Below are 25181 nucleotides of genomic sequence, written 5' to 3' on the forward strand. Positions count from 1 at the left end.
GCGGCGCCGATCAGAAGTCCGCGCGGATGCCGAAGGTCACCCGGCGTCCGGAGAACTCGTACTGGGTCGGGAAGGCCTTGTTGATCGTATAACCGCTGGTCTTTTCATCCAGCAGGTTGATCGCTTCCAGGTTCACCTTCCAGGTGTCGTTCAGGCGCAGGCCGATGGACGCGTCCAGCTGACCGTAGGCATCGCGGTAGACCGGGTACATGTTCAGGTGGATGTACTCGACGTACTTGTCCTTGTAGTTGTACGAGGCGCGCGCGCTGAAGCGATCGTTCTCGTAGTACAGGGTGAAGTTGTACGCCTTCTCGGCAAGGCCTTCCGGCGGGGTGGGAATGTCCAGGTCCGAAGCGCCGGTCAGCGAGTTGTCCAGCTGGGTGTAGTTGGCATTGATACCCCAGCCTTCCAGCGCCGGATGCAGCATCGACAACGGCAGCTGCGCCACCAGCTCCACGCCGGTCACCTTGTAGGAACCGTCCGCATTGACCGGCTGGTAGACCTCGAAGTCGTAGTAGCCGTCGAGCGACCCGTTGGCATTGAGCTTCTCCACGCCGGGCACGATGCCGGTCAGCGACTGCCGCACCACGCCATCGATCTTCTTGGAGAAGTACGATGCGGCCAGCAGCCCGCCGTTCTGCAGGTACTTCTCAAGGCCCACTTCCCACTGCCGGGCGGTGGTCGGCTTCAGTGCCGGGTTGCCGTCCATGAAGCGGAAGCTGCTCCAGCTGACCGTGCGGCGATAGGCGATGTCGGTCAGCGACGGGCGCATCAGCGTTTCCGATGCGGCGCCGCGCAGCACCAGGCCATCGGCAATCTCGGCGGTCATGTTGAAACTGGGCAGCACATCGCTGTAATCGCCGCTGCTGGAAATCGGCGTGGGCGTGTAGCCGTTGCTGCCATCGGCGTTCTGCACCGGGTGGAAGCCGGCCGAATCCACATCGGTGTCGATCGAGCGCACACCCAGGTTGGCATACACCGGCACCCGGCCGATATCGAAGTAGAAATCGGCCATGGCGTACAGCGCCAGGGTCTTCTCCTTCACTTCGTAGTACTGGCCTGGATCAATCGGCGTGCTGTAGCCGGGGTAGCGGAACGTCGCGCGTGCATAGGCGTTGGACACCTGCTGCCAGTCCAGATCGCTGGGGCGATAGCCGCCGCCCGGCGCCAGCTGGCTGATCCAGGTCGGGTTGCTGTCGGCCAGGGTGCGGGTGTTCACCCAGGCCACGCTGCCGGCGCTGGGGCCCTGGATCTTGCCGCTGCCGAACGCGCGTTCCTTGGTCTTGTCGGTATAGCGCGCGCCGAACTGCACGGCGTTGAGCGCGGGGAAGAACGCCAGGTTGAGCTGCCGGCGCAGGTCGAGCTGCGCGGCGTACTTGTCATCCTTCACGTTCTCCACTTCGGTTTCGTAGGCCTCGAACACGTATTTCTCCGGCGAGGCATACATGTTGAAACCGTTGGAGGCTGCACTGGGCACGGTCTCGCCGCCATCGGCAGTCCAGCGCGTGCGCGAGGGCGCATAGGCCACATGCTTCAGGTTGGCGTAGTCCGAATCCTTGCGCGCGCCGGAATAGCCGACCAGCGCGTCGATATCCCAGCCGCCCACCTTCCAGTCCAGTTTGCTGCTGAACTGGCGATAGTCGGTGTTGGCGCTGCGTTCCTTGCTGAGGATCTCGTGCTGGGTGGCGGTGTAGGACACATCCTTCAGCACGGTGATGCCATAGGCCGACAGGGTGTCGCTGTCGTAGTCGTGGATGGTGTCGAGCGTGCTGCGGCTGGAGGCCGAATAGGCGGCCGCATCGTACTCGTCCTCATGCGTGTCGTAGCCGCCGAACATGGCATCGAAGCTGAGCGAGAACGTATCGCTGGGCTTGAACTGCAGCGATGCGGTGGCACCCCACTGGTCCTGTTCGTTCAGATAGACGCGGTCGCCGACCTTGTCCTGGAAGATGATGCGGCTGGTTTCATCCTTGTCCATGCGGTCCTGCACGATGATGCCCGCATCGCGCGCCAGCACCGCCGCGGCCTGCGCGCCACGCGTGCCTGACGCCTCCAGGAAGCGCCCCATCGGCCGGAAGTTGATGCCCGAGTTGGAATCAGTACGGTTCGTGCGCTTGGCCTTGGAGAACGACACCAGGCCACCCCAGTCGCCCCAGGTGTCGCTGGCCAGGAACGAGATCTTCGGATCGATCTTGCCGTTGATCGAGTTGTGCGAGGCTTCGGCCGAGGCGCTGAACTTCGGTTCGGCATAGTCGAACGGCTTGGCGGTTTCGATGTAGACCGAGCCGGCGATGCCCCCTTCCTCGTCGGCCGCGGTCGGCGACTTCTGCACGGTCACCGTCTGCACCACGTCGGCGGCGAAGATGTCGAACTGCACATCACGCCCACCGCTGCCGGAGGCCGTGGCCAGGTTGTTGATCGACACCAGGGTGAACTCGCTGGGCAGGCCACGCACGCTGACCTTGCTGCCCAGGCCCTTGTTGCGCTCGATGGTGACACCGGGCATGCGCTGCAGCGCTTCGGCCAGGTTCTGTTCGGGGAAATCGGCCACGTCGGTGGCCACGATCGAATCGGAGAAACCGATGTTGGCGCGCTTGAGGTCGACGGCCTTCTCAAGGCTTTTGGCGTAGCTGCCGGTCACGGTCACCGTGTCCAACTGCTGCAGCTGTTGGCGGGTATCGCCATCGGCGGCCTCTTCGGCCATCGCGTCGATGGGCAGCACGGCCAGGCCGCCGATCAGCACCGCATGCACGGCGCGGGACAAAAGCTTCGCATGGGGAGCCGCAACGGCGGCTTCCCGGATCTGGTGACGCATCGGATGATTTCCCGGTTCCCTGTGGTGTCTTACGCCGCGCCTGCCCCTTTATCCGTGGGTGCAGGCCCCTGCGCCGCGTTGCCGACGTTCGGCGGGCACCGAGCCTAGGGGGGAATTGTTAAGCCTGTGTTGCGCTGCGCGAGGGGCGGCGCCCGAACCACCAGCCCAGCAGCAGTTGCACCGGCAGTGACAGCAGCAGGGAAACCGCGAACCAGCGTGGGAAATCGCCGCCCATCAGCCACAGACCGTAACCGGCACCGAGCACCAGCAGCAGCCACACCGAGGTGCCATGCGCGCGCGGCCAGCACGGCGCGTAGTAGGTCGCGAAGGCAATGGCGGCGATGCCGCCCAGCACGCTGAAGGCCAGGTCCCAGCCCAGCTGCGCTTCACTGCCCGGGTGCAGGCCGAACAACGACGGCAGCCAGCCACCGGCGCTGCTGACCAGAGCCAGGGCAAGCAGCGCACCGATCAGGGCGACGATGGACAGGAAGATGGTTTTGAGCAGGGCAGGCATGCACACATTGTACGGCGCGCCGGGTCATGCCTTGCTGGCGGCCTGCAAGGCGGCGAACTCTTCATCGCTGAACAAGCGCGAGCGCACCAGGAAGCGCACGCCCTCGCCGTTTTCCAGCGAAAACATGCCGCCCCGCCCGGGCACCACGTCGATGATCAGCTGTGTGTGCTTCCAGTATTCGAACTGCGAGGGGCTGATGTGGAACGGCGCGCCGCCGATCTCACCCAGGCAGACGTCACGGTCGCCCACGATGAAATCGCCCTGCGCGAAGCACATCGGCGAAGAGCCATCGCAGCAGCCACCGGATTGATGGAACAGCAGCGGGCCGTGGCGCGCGTGCAGCCGCTCGATCAGCTGCAGTGCGGCCAGGGTGGCGGTGACCTGTGGCGGAAGGTCGTTCATGGTGGCCTCGTTCGAGGGTCAGAGCCCTCTGCCAGTGGCAGAGGGATCCGACCCCTTTGCACGCCTGCCGCGCCCGTGGGAGAGGGGGACGGGCGCGGCAGCCGTGCGCGGGAGGGTCAGGCGGCGAAGTCCAGCACCACGCGGCCTTCAATGGTGCCCGCGTGCATGCGCGCGAACACGTCGTTGACGTTCTCCAGGCGGTCGGTGCTGACCGTCGCCGCCACCTTGCCCTCGGCAGCGAACAGCAGCGATTCCTGCAGGTCCAGGCGGGTGCCGACGATGGAACCGCGCACGGTCACCCCGTTGAGCACCATGCCGAAGATATCCAGGGGGAAGTTGCCCGGCGGCAGCCCGTTCAACGACACCGTGCCGCCGCGGCGGACCATGCCCAGCGCCTGCTCGAACGCCTTGGGCGACACCGCGGTGACCAGTGCACCGTGCGCGCCGCCGATTTCCTTCTTCAGGAACGCGGCCGGATCGGTGGTGCGCGCATTCACCGTCACCTGCGCGCCCAGGCGCTCGGCAAGCTTCAGCTTGGCATCGTCCACGTCCACGGCCGCTACGTTCAGGCCCATGGCGCGTGCGTACTGCACGGCCATGTGGCCCAGGCCGCCGACGCCGGAAATCACCACCCAGTCGCCGGGCTTGGTGTCGGTCACTTTCAGGCCCTTGTAGACGGTCACCCCGGCGCACAGCACCGGTGCGATCTCCACGAAGCCCACTTCCTTGGGAAGCAGGCCGACATAGTTGGCATCGGCCAGTGCGTACTCGGCGAAGCCGCCGTTGACCGAGTAGCCGGTGTTGCGCTGTGTTTCGCACAGCGTTTCCCAGCCGCCCAGGCAGTGTTCGCAATGGCCACACGCCGAGTACAACCAGGGGATGCCGACCCGGTCACCTTCCTTGATGTGGCCGACCCCGCCGCCCACGGCCACGACGTGCCCCACGCCCTCGTGGCCGGGGATGAACGGCGGGTTCGGTTTCACCGGCCAGTCGCCCTCGGCGGCGTGCAGGTCGGTATGGCAGACGCCACAGGCCTCGATCTTGACCAGTACCTCGCCCGCCCCCGGGCGCGGTACCACCACTTCTTCGATGACCAGCGGCTTGCCGAACTCACGGACAACGGCGGCCTTCATGGTTCTGTTCATGCATGGATCTCCGTAGTGCGCTTGCGGACAGAATGGCGCCGGCGGCGAACCGGCGCCTTGATCACGATCAAACTTCAGAAGAAACCCAGCTTCTTCGGCGCGTAGCTCACCAGCAGGTTCTTGGTCTGCTGGTAGTGGTCGAGCATCATCTTGTGGTTTTCGCGGCCGATGCCCGACTGCTTGTAGCCGCCGAAGGCCGCGTGCGCGGGATAGGCGTGGTAGCAGTTGGTCCACACCCGCCCGGCCTGGATCGCGCGCCCGACCCGGTACAGGCGCGCCGCATCGCGGCTCCACACGCCCGCCCCCAGGCCGTACAGCGTGTCGTTGGCGATCTGCAGGGCCTCTTCCTCGGTCTTGAAGGTGGTCACCGCCACCACCGGCCCGAAGATTTCTTCCTGGAAGATGCGCATGCGGTTGTGGCCCTTGAACACAGTGGGCTTCACGTAGAAGCCGCCGGCCAGCTCACCCTGCAGCGTGTTGCGCTCGCCGCCGATCAGCACTTCAGCGCCCTCCTGGCGGCCGATGTCGATGTAGGACAGGATCTTTTCCAGCTGCTCGCTCGATGCCTGCGCGCCGATCATCGTGTTCGGGTCCAGCGGGTCACCCTGGACGATCGCCGCCACGCGCGCCAGCACGCGTTCGATGAACTTCTCGTAGATCGATTCCTGCACCAGTGCACGCGAGGGGCAGGTACAGACCTCGCCCTGGTTGAGCGCGAACATCACGAAGCCTTCCACCGCCTTGTCGAGGAAGTCATCGTCTTCGGCCATCACATCGGCGAAGAAGATGTTGGGCGACTTGCCGCCCAGCTCCAGGGTGACGGGAATCAGGTTCTGGCTGGCGTACTGCATGATCAGTCGGCCGGTGGTGGTTTCACCGGTGAAGGCGATCTTGGCGATGCGCGGGTTGCTGGCCAGCGGCTTGCCCGCTTCCAGGCCGAAGCCGTTGACCACGTTCAGCACGCCCGGCGGCAACAGATCGCCGATCACTTCCATCAGCACCAGGATCGAGGCCGGGGTCTGCTCGGCGGGCTTGAGCACCACGCAGTTGCCGGCGGCCAGCGCCGGGGCCAGCTTCCACGCCGCCATCAGCAGCGGGAAGTTCCACGGAATGATCTGCCCGACCACGCCGAGCGGTTCATGGAAGTGGTAGGCCACGGTGTCCGCATCGATCTCGGACAGGCTGCCTTCCTGCGCGCGCAGGGCACCGGCGAAGTAGCGGAAGTGATCGACCATGAGCGGCAGGTCGGCGTTGAGCGTCTCGCGGATCGGCTTGCCGTTGTCCCAGGTTTCGGCATGGGCCAGCAGTTCCAGGTTCTGCTCGATGCGGTCGGCAATGCGGTTCAGCACCAGCGAGCGCTGGGCCACCGGAGTGCGGCCCCAGCCCTCCCGGGCGGCGTGGGCCGCGTCCAGCGCGGCTTCAACATCGTCGGCATTGGAGCGGGCCACTTCGGTGAACACCTGGCCGTTCACCGGCGAGGTGTTGTCGAAGTACTGGCCGCTGCGCGGGGCAACCCAGTCGCCGCCGATGTAGTTGCCGTAGCGCGGCTTGAAGATCGAACGCGGGTCGGTGGCATGCGGACGGGTGGACGTTACGGCGTTCATGCGGGGCTCCCAACGGGTTGGCGTAGTGCCCGTGCTGGCGCAAGGACGGTGCCAACTGTGGCGTGCTGCGGCGCGTCACGAGGTCCTGCGCTGCCCCGCCTGCGCCTGAGACGCGCGGCTGCGGCGCTGCAGCAGCGGCCTTCCTTGCGGGCTGGCGCGCGATGTGCTGTTAATCGGAACAGGTCCTGAAACAACTGTCGCAGAATGCGACACAGGAGGCTGTCGGTGTCCCCGCTTGCTCCCGACCCGCGCCTGGGCAGTGCCCGGCGCAGTTTCTTCGAACGCGGTGCGGCGCCGGTGGGCGCGGTGCCCGACGCCATCCTGCACTCGTGGCAGCGCTGCCAGCGTCATGGCCTGCTGGTGGACGCGCAACCCAATGCCGAACCGCTGACCGATGGCCGCCTGCGCGAGCTGCGGCAGCGCCGCGAACGGTTGTGGCGGCAGGCCCGGCCCGAACTGGAAGGCTTGGCGGCGGAGATGACCCACAGCGGCAGCATCGTGCTGCTGACCGACGAGGATGGCTGGATCCTGGATGCCGAAGGCAGCACCGGCTTCCTGGACAAGGCTGGCCGTGTCGCGCTGATGCCGGGCGTGCGCTGGGACGAAACCAGCGTGGGCACCAACGCGATCGGCACCGCGCTGGTGGAAGGCCGTGCGCTGCAGGTACGCGGTGGCGAACACTACTTCGCCCCGCACGGCATCCTCACCTGCTCGGCGGTACCGATCATGGACCCGCACGGCCAATGCCTGGGGGTGCTGGACGTATCCGGCGACGCGCGCCTGCCCCACCTGCACGCACTGGCCCTGGTGCGGCAGGCGGTGGCCCAGATCGAGCACCGTGGTTTTGCCGATGGGCTGCCCGACTGCGAGCTGTTGCGCCTGCACCACCAACCGGTGCTGCTGGGCAGCGCGCGGGAGGGCGTGCTGGGCTTCCGCGGCGGGCGCCTGGTCGCGGCCAACCGTGCCGGCCTGGCCCTGTTCGGGCTGGAGCGCCATGACATCGGAAGAACGCCGTACGAAGCCTTGTTCGAGCAACCGCTGTCACGGCTGGCCGACGATGGCGTGCTGCTGGATCGCCAGGGCCGCCGCCTCTACGGGCTGCGCCAGCCGCGCGGTACGCGGCGCGCGCAGGGCGCCCCCGCGCAGCGCCTGCCGCAGGCGCCGCCGGTGGTCGCAGCGGTTCCGCGCGGGCCGTTGTTCGATGCCGCCCAGCAGGCGCAGCTCGACGCGGCCGGGCGGGTCCTGCAGGCGGGCCTGCCGGTGCTGCTGCAGGGTGAAACCGGAACCGGCAAGGAAGTATTCGCACGTGAACTGCATGCGCGCAGCGCACGCGCGGGGCGGCCGTTCGTTGCGGTGAACTGCGCTGCATTGCCCGAGGGCCTGATCGAATCGGAGCTGTTCGGTTACGAAGAAGGCGCGTTCACCGGCGCGCGCCGCCACGGCAGCACCGGGCTGCTGCGCCAGGCCGAAGGCGGTGTGCTGTTCCTGGATGAGATCGGTGACATGCCGCTGGCGCTGCAGCCCCGGTTGCTGCGCGTGCTGCAGGAACGCGAGCTGTCGCCGCTGGGCGGCGGCAAGCCGGTGAAGCTGGATTTCGCCCTGGTCTGCGCCAGCCACTGCGACCTGCCGCAGGCGGTGGCCGCCGGGCGCTTCCGCGCGGATCTGTACTACCGCATCGCCGACCACGTGGTGACCCTGGCACCGCTGCGCCAGCATCCCGATCGTGGCGCGGTGGTCGATGCGCTGTGGCAGCAGCTGGGCCACGACCAGGCGTTGCCCGCTGCCACCCGTGCCGCGCTGGCGGCCTGTGCCTGGCCGGGCAACCTGCGCCAGCTCAGCGCCTGCCTGCGCACCCTGGTGGCGTTGGCAGGGCCAGGCCAGCCGGCAGGCCCGGAACTGCTGCCTGATGTCGTGCGCAACGGTGCGGCGGACACCGTGCCACCGGTACTGGCGTCCACCGCAGCACTGGGGGAGATTGCCGAAGCGGCGATGCGCCAGGCGCTGGCCGCGTGCGAGGGCAATGTAAGCGCAGCGGCCAAGCGGCTGGGAATCAGCCGCAGCACGCTGTACCGGCGGCTGGGCGCACCGCGCGGCGGTTGAACGCGGGGCAATGCCGGGCTTGCGCGACGAACCCGGTCCGTAGAGTCGAGCTTGCTCGACTGCTCTACGCGAAATGCCGCGAAAGGCCAGTCGAGCAAGCTCGACTCTACCAACGGCGGTGGCCGTCAGCTGGCCAGTACCGAGGCCTGGCGTGCCAGGTCTTCGATGCCCTGCCAGTCGCGCGCCTGCACCAGGGCGGCGGTGGTCAGCCACGAACCGCCCACGCACAGCACGTTGGGCAGGTGCAGGAACTGCGGTGCGGTCTGCACGCTGATGCCGCCGGTCGGGCAGAAGCGCACATCGGCGAACGGGCCGTGCCAGGCCGACAACAACGCCGCGCCACCGGCCTGCACCGCCGGGAAGAACTTGAAGGTGTCCAGCCCGTGCTCAAGACCCACGATCAGCTCCGAACCGGTGGCCACGCCCGGCAGGTACGGAAGGTCGGCATCGCGGGCGGCGGCATACAGGGTGGGCGTTGCGCCGGGCGACACCGCGAAGCGCGCACCGGCGGCCTTCGCGGCCTGCATCTGCGCCGGCGTCATCACCGTGCCAGCGCCGACCACGGCATCGGGCACGGCCTCGACCATCGCCTTGATCGCCTCCAGCGCGCGCGGCGTGCGCAGGGTCACCTCGATCACCGGCAGGCCGCCACGGAACAGGGCCTGTGCCACCTGCACCGCATCGTCCACGTCATCGGGAGTGAACACCGGGATCACCGGGGCCAGTTTCAGTACCGCACGTACGCGCGGATCAGCGCCGGACATCGAATCGCTCCTCGCCCACCAGGGCCAGCACGTCAGCTTCGCTGACAGGGTTGAAATCGCCGGGGATCGAATGCTTCAGTCCGCCGGCCGCCAGGCCGAAGCGCACGGTGGCCTCGGCATCCAGACCGGACAGGATGCCATGCAGAATGCCGGCGGCGAAGGCGTCGCCACCGCCGATGCGGTCGACGATGCCCTGCAGCTGGCGTACCGGCGCCTGAGCGCGGGTGCCATCGCGGCCCAGCAGCAGCGCGCCCAGTGCGTGGTGGTCCACGCTGATCGCCTGGCGCTGGGTGCAGGCCATCCACTGCAGGTGCGGGAAGGCGGCAAAGGCGGCCGCCGCTGCGGCTTCCACCTTGGCCACCACATCGGCCTGCTCGAACCGCTGGCCGAGGATCACCTCGATGTCGCGGTAGTCGGCGAACACGATGTCGGCCTGCGCGAACAGCTGGTGCAGGATCGCCTGCGCATCGCCGCCCCAGCGCTGCCACAGCTTGGGCCGGAAGTTGCCGTCGAAGGACACGCGCACGCCCAGGGCGCGCGCTGCACGCGCTGCTTCCAGCGTGGCCTGCGCCACGTCCGGGCCCAGCGCCGGGCTGACCCCGGACAGGTGCAGCCACTGCGCGCCCTGCAGCAGTGCCGGCCAGTCGTAGTCGGCGGCAGTACTGCGGGCGAAGGCCGAATCGGCACGGTCGTAGACCACTTCGCTGGCCCGCTGCACCGCACCGGTGGTCAGGAAGTACAGGCCCATGCGCCCATCCGGGTCCTGGCGTACGCCGCGCGTGTCCACGCCATGGCGGCGCAGTTCGCCCAGCACGTGCGCGCCCAGCGCATTGCCGGCCACGGTGCTGACCATGGCCACCTCATGTCCGAAGCAGGACAACGAGACACCCACGTTCGCTTCCGCACCGCCCACATGCACCTGCAACTGCGGCGACTGCAGCAGCAGCTCGCGACCTGGTGCTCCCATCCGCAGCAGCAGTTCCCCGAAACACACGACACGACCCATTTCCGCTCCCTTACGCTGGCCGCCAGCACGTACGGCTGCACGGCGTGGAATCGCACCACGCACCCGCGTGGCGGTTGGCTATCGGTGTCATTGTAGATCCGACCCGCCGTCCGCACAGCCTAGCAAACTGTCGGAAGCATTGTCCCGCAAGCGTCTTGGAGACATTGCAGATCTGTTGCGGTGCAAGATGCCGGAACCGGGAGGTGCTGTTACCGTCCGCCTTGACCAGCGGTGTCATTCCGCTGAAACACTCGCGAGACCAGACCTTTGGGAGAGGGGAAAGGCATGCATTCTCGGAACCACGCAAAAAAGACACCGGTTACCTTGCTGGCCATGGCCGTCGGCCTGGCACTGTCGGCAGGCGCCGCCGCCCAACAGCAGAGCGAAGCGCCCGCCGCCACCAACCTGGACACGGTGAACGTCACCGGCTACCGCGCCAGCGTGGAAAAGGCGCTGGACATCAAGCGCAGCGAATCCGGCGTGGTCGACGCCATCGTGGCCGAGGATGTGGGCAAGTTCCCCGACCTGAACCTGGCCGAATCGCTGCAGCGCATTCCCGGCGTGGTCATCACCCGCGAAGCCGGCGAAGGCCGCAACATTTCGGTGCGCGGCCTGGGCCCGGATTTCACCCGCGTGCGCTTGAACGGCATGGAAGCGCTGACCACGGTGGGCGCCGGCGACCAGAGCGGCGGCACCAACCGTGGCCGTGGCTTCGACTTCAATGTGTTCGCCTCGGATCTGTTCTCGCAGATGATCGTGCGCAAGACCGCCTCGGCCGATGTCGAGGAAGGGTCGCTGGGCGCCACGGTGGACCTGCGCACCGCGCGCCCGTTCGACTACGACGGCTTCACCTTCGCGGCCAGCGGCCAGGCCGGCTTCAACGCCATGGCTGAAAAGGCCGACCCGCGCATGGCCGCGCTGATCGCCAACACCTTCGCCGACGGCACCTTCGGCGCGCTGCTGTCGGTGGCCTATTCCGAACGCCAGGCGCTGGAAGAAGGCTCCAACACCGGGCGCTGGGCCAACGGCACCAGCAACGGTGGGTTCGCCGCCAGCCCGCTGTTCCCGGCCGCGCGCAGTGCCGATGTGTACCACCCGCGCTTCCCGCGCTACGTGCAGATGGAACACGAACAGAAGCGCCTGGGCGTGACCGGTTCGCTGCAGTGGAAGCCGACCGATCGCACTGAAATATCGCTGGATACGCTGTATTCGAAGATCGACGCCACGCGCGACGAGCACTACATCGAAGCGATCTCGTTCAGCCGCAACCGCGATGCCGCCACCGGTGCCAACCGCCGCCCCGACCGCGACGGCAAGCCGGTGATGGTGGTGCGCAACGGCGAGATCCGCAACAACGCGCTGGTCTACGGCGAATTCGACAACGTCGATATCCGCAGCGAGAACCGCCACGACGAATGGAGCACCGAGTTCAAGCAGGCCAGCCTGAACTTCGATCATCGCTTCAACGATGCGTTCTCGTTGAACGGCAAGCTGGGCGTCTCGCGTTCCAAGCACGAGAACCCGGTGCAGACCACCATCATCATGGACAAGTACGATGTGGACGGTTACAGCTACGACTACCGTGGCAACAGCCGTGCGCCGGTACTGAACTACGGCATCGACCCGACCAACCCCAATGGCTGGGAGCTGGCCGAGATCCGCCTGCGCCCGCAGTACGTGGACAACGACTTCGACACCGCCGAAGTCAACTTCAACTGGAACATCAGCCTCGGCTTCCGCCTGAAGGGCGGCGTGCTGGCCAAGAACTACACCTTCGACACGCTGGAGCTGCGCCGCAACAGCGAAGGCGCGGTACCGACCTTCGCCAACGGTTCGCGCATCGTGCCGGTGGACCTGACCAGCCAGGCCGGGCTGAAGGGCATCTCCGGTTCGCCGTCGAGCTGGGTGGTGCCGAACCTGGATGCCGTGGCCGACGCGCTGGACATCTACAGCAATACCGGCACGTTCGCACTGGCACCGCGTGCCAACAACAGCCGCAGCGTGGAAGAGAAGGACCGTGGCGTCTGGCTGATGGGTGAGTTCTCCACCGATCTGGGCAGCATTCCGCTGTCGGGCAACTTCGGCGTGCGCTACGTGCAGACCGAACAGACCTCCAGTGGCGCGGCCACCGTGGGCGGCGTGCTGGTGCCGGCCACCACCAACCGCAAGTACAACGACACCCTGCCCTCGTTCAACCTGGTGGCCGAGATCACCCCGGACTTCCTGATCCGCCTGGGCGCGGCCAAGGTGATGAGCCGACCGGGCCTGGGCAACCTGACCCCCGGCGTGACCGTGGCCGTGGCCGGCGGTGCGCGCACCGTGGCCGGCGGCAACCCGAACCTGGATCCGTTCCGCGCCACCAACGTGGACATGAGCTTCGAGTGGTACTTCAACGAAGGCGCGATGGCCGGCATCGGCCTGTTCTACAAGGACATCGAATCGTTCGTGCAGACCACCCGCGAAGTGCGCCCGTATTCCACCAGCGGCCTGCCGGCCAGCCTGCTGGAAGGCACCGGTGCATCGGTCAACGATGACTTCACCTTCAGCATTCCGCTGAACACCCCCGGTGGCGAGCTGTACGGCGTGGAAGCCAACTACACCCAGCCCTTCACCTTCCTGCCCGGCAAGTGGTCGAACCTGGGCGTGCAGCTGAACTACACCTGGGTCGACACCAGCATCCAGTACGTGAACGGCAACGGCGTGGCGGTGATGAAGAACCAGCTGACCGGTACCTCGAAGAACGCCTGGAACGCCACGCTGTTCTACGAAGGCGAGGTCTGGTCCGGGCGCGTGTCGGCCACCAACCGCAGCGATTACCTGACCCAGGCACCGGGCCAGGAAACCGGCTTCAACCTGGATGGCTACCACGGCATGACCGGCACCACCGTGCTGGATGCTTCGATCCGCTACCGCATCAGCGACCAGCTGGAACTGAGCCTGGAAGGCATCAACCTGACCAACGAAGCATCCGACGAGTGGGTGTACTCGCCCACCACCGGTCAGCTGCCGCTGCAGTACACCGAAACCGGCCGCCAGTATCTGCTGGGCGTGCGCTACAAGTTCTGATGCAGCCGCGGCGGCGTGTGCGCACGCCGCCGCATTCCCGTGCAACGACATACCGCTGCGGCGCACTGCTGCGGCGCAAGATGCCGCGTCCCATGTGCTTTGTTACGTTCACGCATGACCCGCGGTGTCAGCACGTCGTTGCACCCGCGTCGTGCCGGAGGAGGCCGGCACGAACGCAGCAACGCACCTGCAACGCTTGAGGACACCCTGGGAGGGGATTTCAGATGGATTCGTCGCTCGCGCTTCATCGCGGCCGCGCGCCGCGCGCCGTGCTTGCCCTGTCGATCGGCCTGGTGCTGTGCCAGGCTGCCTATGCCCAGCAGACCCCGGAAGCGGCTGCGTCCGCACCCGATGCGGTCGACCTGGACAAGGTGGAAGTAAAGGCCACCTACCGCGAAAGCCTGCAGCAGTCGCTGGACGAGAAGCGCTACAGCGTCGAGCAGGTCGATGCGATCTACGCCGAGGACATCGGCAAATTCCCCGATCTGAACCTGGCCGAATCGATGCAGCGCATTGCCGGCGTATCGATCGACCGCGAAGGCGGCGAAGGCCAGCAGATTTCCGTGCGTGGCCTGGGGTCGGACTTCACCCGCGTGCGCATCAATGGCCTGGAAGCCCTGTCCACCGCCGGCAGCGGCACCACCGGGGTGAACCGCAGCCGTGGCTTCGACTTCAATACCTTCGCCTCGGAACTGTTCAGCCGGGTCAAGGTGAACAAGACCCAGTCGGCGCAGATGGATGAAGGCTCGCTGGGTGCGACCGTCGATCTGCGCGCCTCGCGACCGTTCGATTTCGAGGGCTTCCAGGCCTCGCTCAACGGCCAGTACGGCTTCAACGAACTGTCGCGCAGCAAGGACCCGCGCGTGTCTGCGCTGCTGAGCAACACCTGGGCCGATGGCCGCTTCGGTGCCCTGATGTCAGTGGCGTGGAGCAAGCGCACCATCTTCGAGGAGGGCTACAACCCGGTTCGTTGGGAGCACGGCAACTACCGCAACTCCAACCAGTCCACCGCTGCCAACAACGGCACCTACGGTTTCTGCAGCCCGGTGGGCTACGACCCGCAGACGCCGCGCAACCCGGCCAGCAATGAAACCGCGCAGGGCGTGGGCAGCGCCGCCAACCAGGCGCGCAACAACGGCTGGGGCAGCTACGGCATCGATGCCACCCACTGCGGCACCGGCATCGACCGGCCGGCGGCCACGGCAGAAAACATCGCCGCCTACGAGACCGCGACCAATGCGTGGATTCCCCGCTACCCGCGCTACGTACGCACCGAACACGAGATCGAACGGCTGGGCGTGACCGGCGCGCTGCAGTTCCGCTTCAGCCCCGACAGCCTGTTGAACCTGGACCTGATGTATTCCCGCCTGGACAAGGACCAGCGCGAGGATTCGCTGGGCGCCAACCTGCACCGCACCGCGCAGTACGGCGGCAAGACCCAGATCGCCGTGCGCGAGGCGCAGGTGGATGCGCAGAACCGCCTGGTCTACGGCGTGTTCGACAACGTGGATTTCCGCACCGAATCGACCTCGATCGAAGAGACCACCGAGTTCAAGCAGGCCAGCCTGAACTTCGAGCACCGCTTCAACGACGCGGTGCGCCTGGACGCGCTGGTCGGCCATTCCTCGTCCAGCTTCGAACGTCCCGTGTTCTCCATGGTCAGCTTCGACAACAGCAACCTGGATGGCTTCGTGCTGGACATGCGCAACGGCGCCAGCATGCCCTCGATGACCTTCCCGTTCGCGCTGGGCGATGCCGCATCGTGGCAGTGGCTGGGCTATGGCACTGCACCGGTGAATGCCAACGGCACCGCGCGCGGCGGCAACATCAGCGAAGTGCGGCTGAACCCGCAGTACGTCGACAACAGCTTCGACACCGCCAAGGTCGACCTGACCTTCAACATCTCGCCCACCTTCACCCTGCGCGGCGGCCTGGCCTACAAGGACTACGGCATGAGCACGCAGGAATACCGCAACATCAGCTACGGGCGCATGTCGCAGGCGCTGCCCAGCGGCGTGGGCGTGGGCGATCTGTCCACCACCCTGGACGGCTTCGGCAAGGGCCTGGACGGCAACACGCCGAACGGGTGGTTGATTCCCGATTTCAGCCGCATCGCCGAACTGCTGGATATCTACTGCAACTGCAACACCGGCACCCTGGGCGGCGACTACCGGCTGGCCGGCGTGGGCCACTATGGCGCATCGAACAACAACTTCGACGTGACCGAGAAGAGCTACGCCAGCTACCTGCAGCTCGATTTCAACACCGAATTGTGGGACCGGCCGTTCCGCGGCAACCTGGGCCTGCGCTACGTGCGCACGCAGATCGATGCCAGTGGCTATGCGCCGTGCCAGGCCGCCAACAGCAACGACCTGTCGTCGCAATGCGAGCCGTTCCTGGGCGTGGCCAGCGCCACCGCCGATGCCGGCGAGCGCCTGCTGGTCGGCACCACCGTCGCCCACCGCTACGACGACTGGCTGCCGTCGCTGAACCTGGCGTGGGACCTGACCGACACCTTCGTGCTGCGCTTCGGCGCGGCCAAGACCATGGCCCGGCCCACCCTGTCCAACCTGTCGCCCAGCGTCAGCGGTGGCCCAACCGCCTTCGTCGATGAAGACCGCTACTACTCGATCAACCTGGGCAACCCCAAGCTCGATCCGTTCCGCTCCACCAACTACGACCTGAGCGCGGAGTGGTACTTCCAGGAAGGCGCGCTGCTGTCGGCGGCGGTGTTCTACAAGGACATCGAGACCTACGTGCAGCGCACCCGCCTGCTGACCACCTGGCAGGACATGGGCTATTCGCTGGACCTGCTGCCGGCCGGCTTCAGTCCGAACTCGCTGTTCAACGTGCAGAGCTACTTCAACACGCCGGGCGGCCCGTTGAAGGGCTACGAGCTGACCTACCAGCAGCCCTTCAGCTTCCTGCCGGGCTTCTGGAAGAACTTCGGCATCCAGCTGAACTACACCCACGTGGATTCGAAGATCAAATACCTCTTCAGTTCCGGCAGCGGCGACACCATCGTCACCACCTACACCGAGAACGACCTGCTGAACCTGTCGCCGAACTCGTACAACGCCACCCTGTACTACGACGACGGGCGCTTCAGTGCGCGTGTTTCCACCAGCTACCGCGACGCCTACATCAACCAGATCCTGACCCAGGAAAACGTGTGGGACCTGGACGGCAACCAGTACGCCACGGCCGATGTGACCGGCAAGTACAGCGTGGAGAACGTGGATTTCAACATGTCCTGGAAGTTCAACAAGCAGCTGACCGTCAGCTTCGAGGCGATCAACCTGCTGGACAGCGCCGATGAGCGTTACGTGGACTCGGCCCTGTCCCTGCCCGACCGCTACACCCATACCGGTCGCCAGTACTACCTGGGGCTGCGCTACAAGTTCTGAGCCCCTGCCTGCCCTGCCGTACCGCTGCACCGTCGAATGCTGCTGAAAGGAAGGTTCCATGCACCGCACCGCATCTGCTTCGCCCCGTCCGTGCCGCCGCCTGCTGGTGGCCGCGCTGCTGCTGGCCACCGCCCTGCCTGCGGGCGCCGCGGCACCGCCCACGCTGCTGTTCCACGTGGACGCCAACCAGGGACTGACCGCGGTGACGGCGCAGGGCGAGGCGGTGCCGAACTTCCGCGACAAGGCGGCGGTGGTGGACGACGGCGCACGCGGCAAGGCGATCCAGTGGGAAGACGATGGCGTGCTGGCCTGGGATGCACCCGGCAACATCCAGGCCCAGCGCGGCACCCTGGCCTTCGACTGGCGCCCGCGCTACGCCGTGGGCGAAGCACCGTTCGTGATCTTCCGCGTGGGCTATGCCGACCACAGCAGCTGGGACATGGCCTGGCTGCGCATCGACTGGAACGGCCACGGCTTCGATGCGTTCGTGACCGATGCCAACCTGGCACGCAGCCGCGTGTCGTTCCGCATGGACACACCGCCGCGGCCGGACCAGTGGCTGCACCTGGCCTTCGCCTGGGACGAGGACCAGGGCGTGCGCCTGTTCGTGGATGGGCGCGAAGTGGCGCGCACGCAGGCCACCGGCGATTTCGATGCCGCGCTGGACCAGTTGGGCCTGGCCGGGCGAGTGATGGCCCCTTACCAGGTGCAGAGCCGCTACAACTTCCTGCGCGGCAGCGATTTCCAGCACATCCGCGTGTACGACCGCATGCTGGATGGGCCCGCCGTGGCCGCACTGGCGCGCGGCCAGGCACCGGCCAGCGCGGTGGCGTCGGCCACCGACGAACGCGCCTGGCGCCATCGCTTCGGCTGGGAAGGCGCCGCCCCGCCTGCGCTGTCGGCGGCGGGCACGCGCATCCGCAAGATCGAGTTCGCCGACACCCGCGACCTGAAAGCGTGGATGTGGAAGGCCACCGATGGCATTGCCGAGACCACCTGGCCCGGCGTTTACAACCGTTCGCGCCTGCCCGGCCGCAACGACTACTTCCAGTTGCCGGACTGGAACACCTACGTCGAAAGTGGCCAGCACCTGGACCTGACCCTGCCGGTGGGCGAAACGGTGAACCGGGTTGAGATCCGCGGTGCGGCCTTCGGCACCCTGGCCCACGGCGCCGACGCCGCGCATGCCAGCCAGGTGCTGGCCACGCGGCAACAGGGCGTGGTGCGCAGCGTGCAGGACATTCCCGCGCAGTCCGGTGGCGTGCTGCGCTTCAGCAACGTGGAACAGGAAACCCCGATCCAGGAAATCTGGGCCTACCACGTGAGCGAGGGCGCCGAGCCCGACGGCACGGTGAAGCAGACGTACATCATCGACAGCCAGGCCCTGCCCGACTACACCAACCTGGACGCGCTGCGCCGCTACATCGACGGCCGCTATCCGGCCGCCGAGCGCAGCACGGTCATGGCCCTGCCCAAGGGCGCCGGCTCACGCCGCCGCAGCGCCGATACCCTGCCGGCGCAGCCGCGCCCGATCGTGCACGTGCTCATTCCCTCCGGCGTGGGCGATGCGCCGGCCAACCAGCCGTTGATCCGCAGCTGGGCCTACAGCTGGGAAAACATGCACGACGGCCTGGACGGCGTGGCCATCGACCTGCCCGCGCTGGACCTGCCGGCCACGCAGGACGGCCTGATTCCCCTGAACATCCGCATCAAGGATCCGATCTGGCCGGCGCGCGACATGATTGATGTCTCGGTGTCGGTGCAGCCTGGGCAGAAGCGCACGCTGTGGCTGGACCTGCGCGACCGCATCCTGACCCCCGACAGCCTGTGGCTGAGCATCGCCTCGGCGGCACCGGGCTTCGACGCCGCTGCGCTGGATGGTGCGCAGGTGCGGCTGGTGTTCAAGCCGCGCGCCGAAGCGCTGAAGGAACACGTGGCCGACCGCTTCAACCAGGTGCGTGACAACTGGGGCTTCCTGGTGGAAGAACACACCACGTCCAAGCGCCAGCGCCTGTACGCGCGCGTGTACGCCGACCTGAGCGATCTGCTGCGGGTCGACCCGGACCACGAACTGGGCCGGCTGTACTGGAACTACATCAGCTACAACAGCCAGGGCCGCCCGCCGTTCAGCGCCCCGCAGGTGCCCAAGGGCGTCCCCGCCTGGGCGTTCCACCAGCTGCAGGACCTGGCCCACGTGCGCCGCTTCGTGGACTGGTGGATCGACGAACGCCAGGTGGCCTACGGTGATTTCGGCGGCGGCATCTCCGACGATTCCGACCTGACCCAGCAGTGGCCGGGCCTGGCCCTGATGGGCGTGCAGCCGGACCGCCTGAATGCCTCGCTCACCGCGTTGTCCGATGCGGTGTACCGCAACGGCATGTTCAGCAACGGCCTGAGCACCATCGAAACCGACGAACTGCATTCCTACGAGGAGGGCATCAACACCAACAGCGCCATGCTCTACCTCAACTGGGGCGACCCGCTGACGGTGGAGCGGCTGATGGAAACGGTGAAGGCATTCGACGAACGCATCATCCTGCGCAATCCGCAGGGCCACCTGCTGTTTTCCAGCAACTGGTTCGGCGGCAACAAGGTCTACCGCGAACCGAACTGGCAGTGGCAGAAGCCTTACTCGTTCCCGGTGCTGCACCCGGCGTTCCTGCTCGGCCAGTACAACGCCGATCCGACCGGCCGCAAGCTGGTGATCGGCCTGGCCGACGGCTATCTGGCCCACGCCGGCCGCGACGACAAGGGCCGCTTCACCCTGCCCAACGAAATCAACTGGGCCACCGGCGCCACCCGCGGCGGTGAACTGAACAACGGTTCCGGCAGCGGCGACATCATGCATACGTTCTGGGCCGCCTGGCGCTGGACCGGTGATGCGAAGTACCTGCAGGCGCTGGACTACCGCGTGGCCCGTGGCGGGCCGGGTGCGCTGGCCAACCTGGGCGAGAACTACGTGGAAGTGCTGGGCCGCCAGCAGGACTGGTACCCGCAGCTGACCGCCGATGCCAAGGCCGGCAAGACCGGCTTCGCCAGCCTGATGGCCTGGCAGGCGACCGGCGACCTGCAGTACATCGACGCACTGCATGCCGACGGTGTGCAGGCCAAGGCGCAGCGCGAGTACATGAACACCGAAGGCCACTGGTGGTCCGATCGCGTGGAAGCGCCCAGCGAGTTCCTGCAGCGTGCACGCCTGGGCGGCATCGCGTTGAAGCGCAACCAGAGCTGGCCCGGACACACCGTCAGCTGGCGCTTCGACCGCGAAGACGCCGCCGAGCAGGTCGCCCTGCTGGTGCATGCGCCATCGCGCGAGCGCTTCACGGTGACCAGCTACACCCTGGGCAGCCGCACCATCGCCGCGGACATGACCGGCTGGAACGTGGCCAGCGGCACCTGGCGCGTGCGCAGTGGCGTGGATACCGATGGCGATGGCCGCATCGACGGCAGCCCGCGCGAGCGCACCGTGCAGTTGGAAACCAGCGTCGCGGTGCCGATGCAGTTCCGCCCCGGCCGCACCGAGATCTTCGAGTTCGAGCGGGTGAGCGCGGGTACACCGGTGGAAACCCGCCCGGACCTGGGCATCGGCCGCGGCGATCTGCGCGTGGACGGGCGCCAGGTACTCGTGACCGTGCACAGCCTGGGCCATGTGGGCAGCGGCGTGGGCGTGGCCGTCCTGGAAGATGCGCGTGGCCGCGAGATCGCACGCAGCGAGGTGCCGGCCATGGCTGCCCCGGCCGAGCTGCAACCGAAGACGGTGGTGGTGTCGCTGCCGTTGCCGGCCGGCGACCGCAGCGGCCTGCGCGTGCGCGTGGCCCTGGCCGATGGTGGCGAGGAAGTGACCCGGTTGAACAACGTGGCCGACGTGCCGCGTTGAGGATGCGCACGCACGCGGCAACGCCCGGCCGGTTCCAACGTACCGCGTTGAGGGGGATCTGATCGCCCTGGCGTTCGTAGAGTCGAGCTTGCTCGACTGCGCTTTGCATGGCGCCAACAGCAGTCGAGCAAGCTCGACTCTACGAAGCAATGCAGGGCGCAGCCGGTTGAACAACATGGTCGCCGGGCCATGCCCGGCGGCACGCGGTCACGCCGCGTCGGTCTCCATCATCTTCACCCGGCGCTGGTACCAGCCGTCGCCCAACGGATCGAACACCGCGCTGCGTTCCATCACGCCCTGGTACACGTGCACCGACACGGCCACGTCGTCATCGCTGGCGTTGCGCAGCGTGTGGTACTCGTGCGGCGGAATCAGGCTGCCGGCGCTGCCGCGGTAGCCGTACAGCGCTTCCTGCGCGGCGAATCGGTGGCGTTCGCCCTGGCGTTCCAGCAGCGCATACGGGGTGACAATCAGTTCGCCCTGCCAGACCCCTTCCACGCACCACATGGCATCGTGGTCGTGCAGTGGCGTGCCCTGCCCCGGCCCCCAGCACATGGCGATGACGCTGTAGCCCAGGGTCGGGCTGCGGTGCAGTTCGCGACGGGCGTAGTGGCCGTCCACCGGGCGGCGTACGCAGGGTGGCAACTGAATCTGTGGATCGGCAATGGCCTCGCGCAGCACACGCTGCAGGGCGCCAGTGATCGCGCGCGGATCGGCCAGGCAGACGGCGCCGTCGATGGCCGCAAGCAGGCGCTCCCGGCCCGCAAACGGCAGTGGTGTGAATCGCTCTCCCATGACAGCCAGTCTAGGCGAGCGGGGTTAACAGAATGTTGTCATCCTGCTGCGGTCGCTGGGATGAAGCCGATTGCGACAGTTATCGCCGAACATCAACGAAAATGGCGGGTCAATTACGACATCATGGCAACAGCAACGGACGCAGCGCCGGCACCTCGCGGGCCAGTTCGGTCGCCACCAGGCTGGCGAACACCGCTGCGCCGTCCGCACCCAGGTGGGTGTAATCGAAGGCCCGCTTGGCCTGTCCCATCGGTTCCAGCGCCGCGTTCTGCGCCGCCGCCGTTGCACCGGCCACCGCAGGGCTGGCGCCGACCGTGGTACCGCCCAGCGCGCTGGCCACCTGCGCCTGGCTGGCCGGCGCCTGCGCCAACTGCATGGCCGGCACCGGTCCCAGTGCCTGCACCAGGGCGCGGCTGCGCGCATGCAGGTCCACCAGCGGCACCTGCAGTTCGCGCGCCACGGTGCGCACGCTGTCGGCCCATGGCGCCAGATCATCCACCAGCGCCCCATCAACGAACTGGCGACGGGTGAGCGGGGTCAGCAACACCGGCGTGGCGCCGGCGGCTCGTACCTGCTGCACGTAGCGGCGCAGGTTGTCGGGGAACTCATGCTGCAGATCGGTGGACCGCCCCGGCTTGCCCGGCTGGTCGTTGTGGCCGAACTGGATCAGCACCCAGGTGGCGGCGTAGCCCGGCGTGCGCATTTCCGCCTCGACCAGCGCCCACGAACCTTCGGCACGGTAGTTGTACGTACTGCGGCCGCCACGCGCCAGGTTCAGGCAGGCCGCGAACGAGGTCACATGGTCGGCGCAGAAACGCGGTCCCCAGCCGCCCTGCACCGCCGTGGTGGAATCTCCCACCAGCACGATCTTGCTGGCGCGGATCGGCGTGGGCGGTGGGCGGTCACTGATCGAAGGATCCGCCGCGGCCTGCGCGGTGCCGGCCGCCATCAGCGCCAGCAGGACAGTCAGAAAACGCATTTCAGGCAGTTCCTCGTTGCAGGAAAGGCACGCGCTGGTAGAGCTCGCGCTCGCCACCACGCGGGTCATCGGCGCCGCGGCTGTGCACGTCGAACAGCATGGTGCGCCGCTGCGGCAGGGTGTACGGCGCCCATGCCGGCAGACCGGCATGGTTGGGATCGCCGTGGCGGGCAAAGGCGATCAGCGCATCGCTCATGCGCGCCGCCAGTGCACGCGCCTCGCTGCCGCCGCCGGTGCGCGCGCTGGGCAGCCCGGCGTTGTCGAACACCAGCGGGATATCCAGCGTATGGAAGGCGCGCAGGCGGCCGTCTTCCACCGGCGAGGGCCAGTCCAGCTGGTAGGCCCAGGTAGGCGCCGCAGCGGCCGGCTGCCGTGCACGCGCCTCCAGCTCTTCCACCGCGCCGCGCCACGAACGGCCGGCGGTGGTGGCGGCGAAGAACACTTCCGACGCCGTGTAGTGCGGGTACATGCGCCGGTAGGCCTCGATCACCACCGATGGCAGCAGGTCGACGAACTGCTGTTTTTCCAGTTGCGCCGGCAGGGTGCTCCAGTCCAGCGCGAAGTTGGCCGGGTCATTGCCCAGGAACGCGCGGGTCTCGTCGCGGGTGTTGCCGATCACCATCGGGATGGCCGCCGATTGAGCCGGCGCCTGCGGCCAGAACGGATGCACCGGCAGTACCACCTCGTCCAGCACCGGACCGAAGTACAGCGCGGTGTCTTCCACCCGCGACGGATCGCGGGCCCGGGTGGCGGCCAGCAGATCGGCCGTCGGCAAGCGCAGCAGCGCCTTCATGTCCGCCGCGCCTACGCTCTGCATGGCCAGCGCCGCACGCTGCGCCGCTGCACGCGGGCCGGCCGCGGTCACCTGTTGTCCGCTCATGGTCCAGGCGCGCTGGAACAGGCCGCGCGCGGCCGGCATGGCCATCAGCGTGGCGATCTTGGCGCCACCGCCGGACTGGCCGAACACGGTGATGTTGTCGGCGTCGCCGCCGAACACGGCCGCATGCGCACGCACCCAGTGCAGGGCCTGCACCAGATCCAGCTGGCCCACGTTGCCGGACATCGCGTAGCGCGGGTCGCCCAGCGCGCCCAGGTACAGATAGCCGAAGGTGTTCAATCGATGGTTCAGCGTGACCACCACCACATCGCCGCGCCGGCACAACGCACTGCCGTCGTACAGCGGGTCGCTGCCCGAGCCGTTGTTGAAGCCGCCGCCGTGGATGTAGACCAGCACCGGACGGCGCGCGCCGTCGTTCAGCGCCGGGGTCCATACGTTGAGGTACAGGCAATCTTCGCTGCCCGGGCCTTCGCCGCCGCCCTGCGGTGCCGCCGCGCCGTACTCCAGTGCATCGGCAATGCCGCGCCACGGCGCCTCCGGCCGCGGCGGCTGGAAGCGGTAGGCGCCGGTGTCGGCGCCGTAGCGCAGGCCACGGAACACGTGCACGCCGTGTTCGCGCTGGCCGCGCACGCGGCCGCCCCGCACCCGCGCCACGACCTGCGTATCTGCGCGCGGGCCGGGTGCCGCCAGGGCGGCAGGTAGCGCTGCCACCGTTGCCGTGGCCAGCGCCCAGCGCGCACTGTCGCGCAGGAAGCGGCGGCGCTGCAGATCGTTCGGCGCGGTGTTCATCGGCTACCCCAGGGGCGGATTTCCTCTCCACCGGGGAGGGGCTCTGACCCCTCCCCCGTCTCACCCGCCGCCAGCCACGCCTGCGCCAGCGCCGGCCACAGCGCCAGCGTGGAACCGGGCGCAACGCGCATGCCGAAACCATGTCCGCCGTGCGCGAACAGGTGCAGTTCGTGCTCCACCCCGGCCGCCGCCAGTGCCTGCGCCATCAGCGCGCTGTTGTGCACGCTCACCACGCCATCGTCGCCGGCATGCACCAGCAGGGTGGGCGGCATGTCCGCGCGCACCTGCTGCTGCATCGAATACTGTGTTGCCAGCGCGGGATCCGACTGTTCGCCCAGCAGGCGCTTGCGCGAACCGCTATGTGCGTGCGCGCCCATGTCGATGACCGGATACACCAGCACCGCCCGTGCCGGGCGCGCGCTCAGCTGATCGATGGCATCGCGTGCCGGATAGGCCGGAACATCGAAGCCGGTGGCCAGCCGTGCCGCCACATGGCCGCCGGCGGAAAAACCCATCACCGAGACGATCCGCGCATCCAGCCCGCGCCGTGCCGCCTGTGCGCGCACCACGCGCATCGCACGCTGTGCATCGGCCAGCGCGGCCTGGCGGTCGCGGCCCGGCTGCGGCAGCCGGTAACGCAGCACGAACAGCGTGTAGCCGGCGCGGTCCACCCACTCCGGCAGCAAGGCGCTGTCTTCCTTGTCGATCACCACGCGCTGGTAGCCGCCGCCGGGAATCACCAGCAGAGCAAGGCCGTTGCTGCGTGCGGGGGTGTGCACCAGCAGGTAGGGCGCGTCCACCTGGTCGACGTAGCGGTCAGGCTGCGCCGGGTCACTGCTGCGCTCGACCACCCGTGGCGGCCGGGGCTTCCCCTGTTCGCCGGGCACCTGTCCGACCGGCCACAGCGCGATCTGTTCGCCCGCCAGCTCCTGGCTGGGCCGTTCGCCCTCGCGCAGTGGCGTGGCGCCACCGCTCAATGGCGTGGCCAGCAGAAGAGCGCACAACAACAGCACCACAGGACGCAGACGCATGGCAGGCAAGGGCTCCGAAGGCAGGGAACAGCGTGCCCCAAGGCAAGGT

The 25181-nt window shown here is 67.6% G+C and carries 15 protein-coding genes; 4 read left to right on the forward strand and 11 right to left on the reverse strand.

Annotation, left to right across the window (positions count from 1 at the left end; all coding sequences use genetic code 11):
- Positions 1-10: 10 nt before the first annotated feature.
- From G4G00_RS16760 to adh, 5 genes are all read right to left on the reverse strand, one after another.
- A complete protein-coding gene (locus tag G4G00_RS16760) occupies positions 11-2764 on the reverse strand; it encodes a TonB-dependent receptor (RefSeq protein ID WP_240336173.1) in 2754 nt (917 codons plus the stop codon).
- Between the two features lie 169 nt (positions 2765-2933).
- Complete coding sequence (locus G4G00_RS16765) at positions 2934-3329, reverse strand: hypothetical protein (RefSeq protein WP_108754974.1); 396 nt, start codon at positions 3327-3329, stop codon at positions 2934-2936.
- Between the two features lie 24 nt (positions 3330-3353).
- The gene (locus tag G4G00_RS16770) at positions 3354-3731 is read right to left on the reverse strand and encodes a DUF779 domain-containing protein (protein WP_108751695.1); all 378 of its coding nucleotides are present in this window, start codon (positions 3729-3731) and stop codon (positions 3354-3356) included.
- Between the two features lie 116 nt (positions 3732-3847).
- The gene (adhP, locus tag G4G00_RS16775) at positions 3848-4876 is read right to left on the reverse strand and encodes an alcohol dehydrogenase AdhP (protein ID WP_164275148.1); all 1029 of its coding nucleotides are present in this window, start codon (positions 4874-4876) and stop codon (positions 3848-3850) included.
- 74 nt (positions 4877-4950) lie between these two features.
- Entirely contained in the window at positions 4951-6480 is a 1530-nt protein-coding gene (gene adh / locus G4G00_RS16780; RefSeq protein WP_164275151.1) for an aldehyde dehydrogenase, read from the reverse strand.
- A gap of 225 nt (positions 6481-6705) precedes the next feature.
- Between adh and G4G00_RS16785 the strand changes: the two genes are divergently transcribed.
- On the forward strand, positions 6706-8580 hold the full coding sequence (locus G4G00_RS16785) for a sigma-54-dependent Fis family transcriptional regulator (protein WP_240336174.1): 1875 nt from the start codon (positions 6706-6708) through the stop codon (positions 8578-8580).
- Between the two features lie 125 nt (positions 8581-8705).
- Here the strand turns inward: G4G00_RS16785 and eda are convergent, their stop codons facing one another.
- A complete protein-coding gene (gene eda / locus G4G00_RS16790) occupies positions 8706-9344 on the reverse strand; it encodes a bifunctional 4-hydroxy-2-oxoglutarate aldolase/2-dehydro-3-deoxy-phosphogluconate aldolase (protein ID WP_108751699.1) in 639 nt (212 codons plus the stop codon).
- Positions 9331-10350, reverse strand: a complete 1020-nt coding sequence (locus G4G00_RS16795; RefSeq protein WP_108751700.1) for a sugar kinase — start codon at positions 10348-10350, stop codon at positions 9331-9333. The genes eda and G4G00_RS16795 overlap by 14 nt, the downstream gene beginning before the upstream one ends.
- Before the next feature lie 285 nt (positions 10351-10635).
- On the opposite strand from G4G00_RS16795, the gene G4G00_RS16800 reads away from it, so the two are divergent.
- The 3 genes from G4G00_RS16800 (at position 10636) to G4G00_RS16810 (ending at position 20700) form a co-directional block, all read left to right on the forward strand.
- Entirely contained in the window at positions 10636-13416 is a 2781-nt protein-coding gene (locus G4G00_RS16800) for a TonB-dependent receptor (protein WP_164275156.1), read from the forward strand.
- Positions 13417-13640: 224 nt separating this feature from the next.
- The gene (locus tag G4G00_RS16805) at positions 13641-16823 is read left to right on the forward strand and encodes a TonB-dependent receptor (RefSeq protein ID WP_108751702.1); all 3183 of its coding nucleotides are present in this window, start codon (positions 13641-13643) and stop codon (positions 16821-16823) included.
- A 58-nt stretch (positions 16824-16881) separates the two neighbouring features.
- Positions 16882-20700 carry a LamG-like jellyroll fold domain-containing protein gene (locus G4G00_RS16810; RefSeq protein WP_164275159.1) on the forward strand — a complete coding sequence of 1273 codons (3819 nt, stop codon included), beginning with the start codon at positions 16882-16884 and terminating at the stop codon, positions 20698-20700.
- 207 nt (positions 20701-20907) lie between these two features.
- Here the strand turns inward: G4G00_RS16810 and G4G00_RS16815 are convergent, their stop codons facing one another.
- The 4 genes from G4G00_RS16815 to G4G00_RS16830 all read right to left on the reverse strand — a co-directional run bounded on the left by G4G00_RS16815 (position 20908) and on the right by G4G00_RS16830 (position 25132).
- A complete protein-coding gene (locus tag G4G00_RS16815; protein ID WP_108751704.1) occupies positions 20908-21495 on the reverse strand; it encodes a cysteine dioxygenase family protein in 588 nt (195 codons plus the stop codon).
- Between the two features lie 121 nt (positions 21496-21616).
- Entirely contained in the window at positions 21617-22444 is an 828-nt protein-coding gene (locus G4G00_RS16820; RefSeq protein WP_240336181.1) for a rhamnogalacturonan acetylesterase, read from the reverse strand.
- Between the two features lie 31 nt (positions 22445-22475).
- Entirely contained in the window at positions 22476-24101 is a 1626-nt protein-coding gene (locus tag G4G00_RS16825; RefSeq protein ID WP_164275165.1) for a carboxylesterase family protein, read from the reverse strand.
- Positions 24098-25132, reverse strand: coding sequence for an alpha/beta hydrolase (locus G4G00_RS16830; RefSeq protein ID WP_164275167.1), 1035 nt, complete (start codon positions 25130-25132; stop codon positions 24098-24100). Before G4G00_RS16830 ends, G4G00_RS16825 begins: the two co-directional genes overlap by 4 nt.
- Between the last annotated feature and the right edge of the window lie 49 nt (positions 25133-25181).

The organism is Stenotrophomonas sp. B1-1, assembly GCF_010894375.1.
GTDB lineage: Bacteria > Pseudomonadota > Gammaproteobacteria > Xanthomonadales > Xanthomonadaceae > Stenotrophomonas.

Bases quoted from the DNA above. Each gene is read 5' to 3' on its own strand.
- G4G00_RS16765 (WP_108754974.1), bottom strand. From the start codon at position 3,329: ATGCCTGCCCTGCTCAAAACCATCTTCCTGTCCATCGTCGCCCTGATC.
- G4G00_RS16770 (WP_108751695.1), bottom strand. From the start codon at position 3,731: ATGAACGACCTTCCGCCACAGGTCACCGCCACCCTGGCCGCACTGCAG.
- adhP (WP_164275148.1), bottom strand. From the start codon at position 4,876: ATGAACAGAACCATGAAGGCCGCCGTTGTCCGTGAGTTCGGCAAGCCG.
- adh (WP_164275151.1), bottom strand. From the start codon at position 6,480: ATGAACGCCGTAACGTCCACCCGTCCGCATGCCACCGACCCGCGTTCG.
- eda (WP_108751699.1), bottom strand. From the start codon at position 9,344: ATGTCCGGCGCTGATCCGCGCGTACGTGCGGTACTGAAACTGGCCCCG.
- G4G00_RS16795 (WP_108751700.1), bottom strand. From the start codon at position 10,350: ATGGGTCGTGTCGTGTGTTTCGGGGAACTGCTGCTGCGGATGGGAGCA.
- G4G00_RS16800 (WP_164275156.1), top strand. From the start codon at position 10,636: ATGCATTCTCGGAACCACGCAAAAAAGACACCGGTTACCTTGCTGGCC.
- G4G00_RS16805 (WP_108751702.1), top strand. From the start codon at position 13,641: ATGGATTCGTCGCTCGCGCTTCATCGCGGCCGCGCGCCGCGCGCCGTG.
- G4G00_RS16810 (WP_164275159.1), top strand. From the start codon at position 16,882: ATGCACCGCACCGCATCTGCTTCGCCCCGTCCGTGCCGCCGCCTGCTG.
- G4G00_RS16815 (WP_108751704.1), bottom strand. From the start codon at position 21,495: ATGGGAGAGCGATTCACACCACTGCCGTTTGCGGGCCGGGAGCGCCTG.
- G4G00_RS16820 (WP_240336181.1), bottom strand. From the start codon at position 22,444: ATGGCGGCCGGCACCGCGCAGGCCGCGGCGGATCCTTCGATCAGTGAC.
- G4G00_RS16825 (WP_164275165.1), bottom strand. From the start codon at position 24,101: ATGAACACCGCGCCGAACGATCTGCAGCGCCGCCGCTTCCTGCGCGAC.
- G4G00_RS16830 (WP_164275167.1), bottom strand. From the start codon at position 25,132: ATGCGTCTGCGTCCTGTGGTGCTGTTGTTGTGCGCTCTTCTGCTGGCC.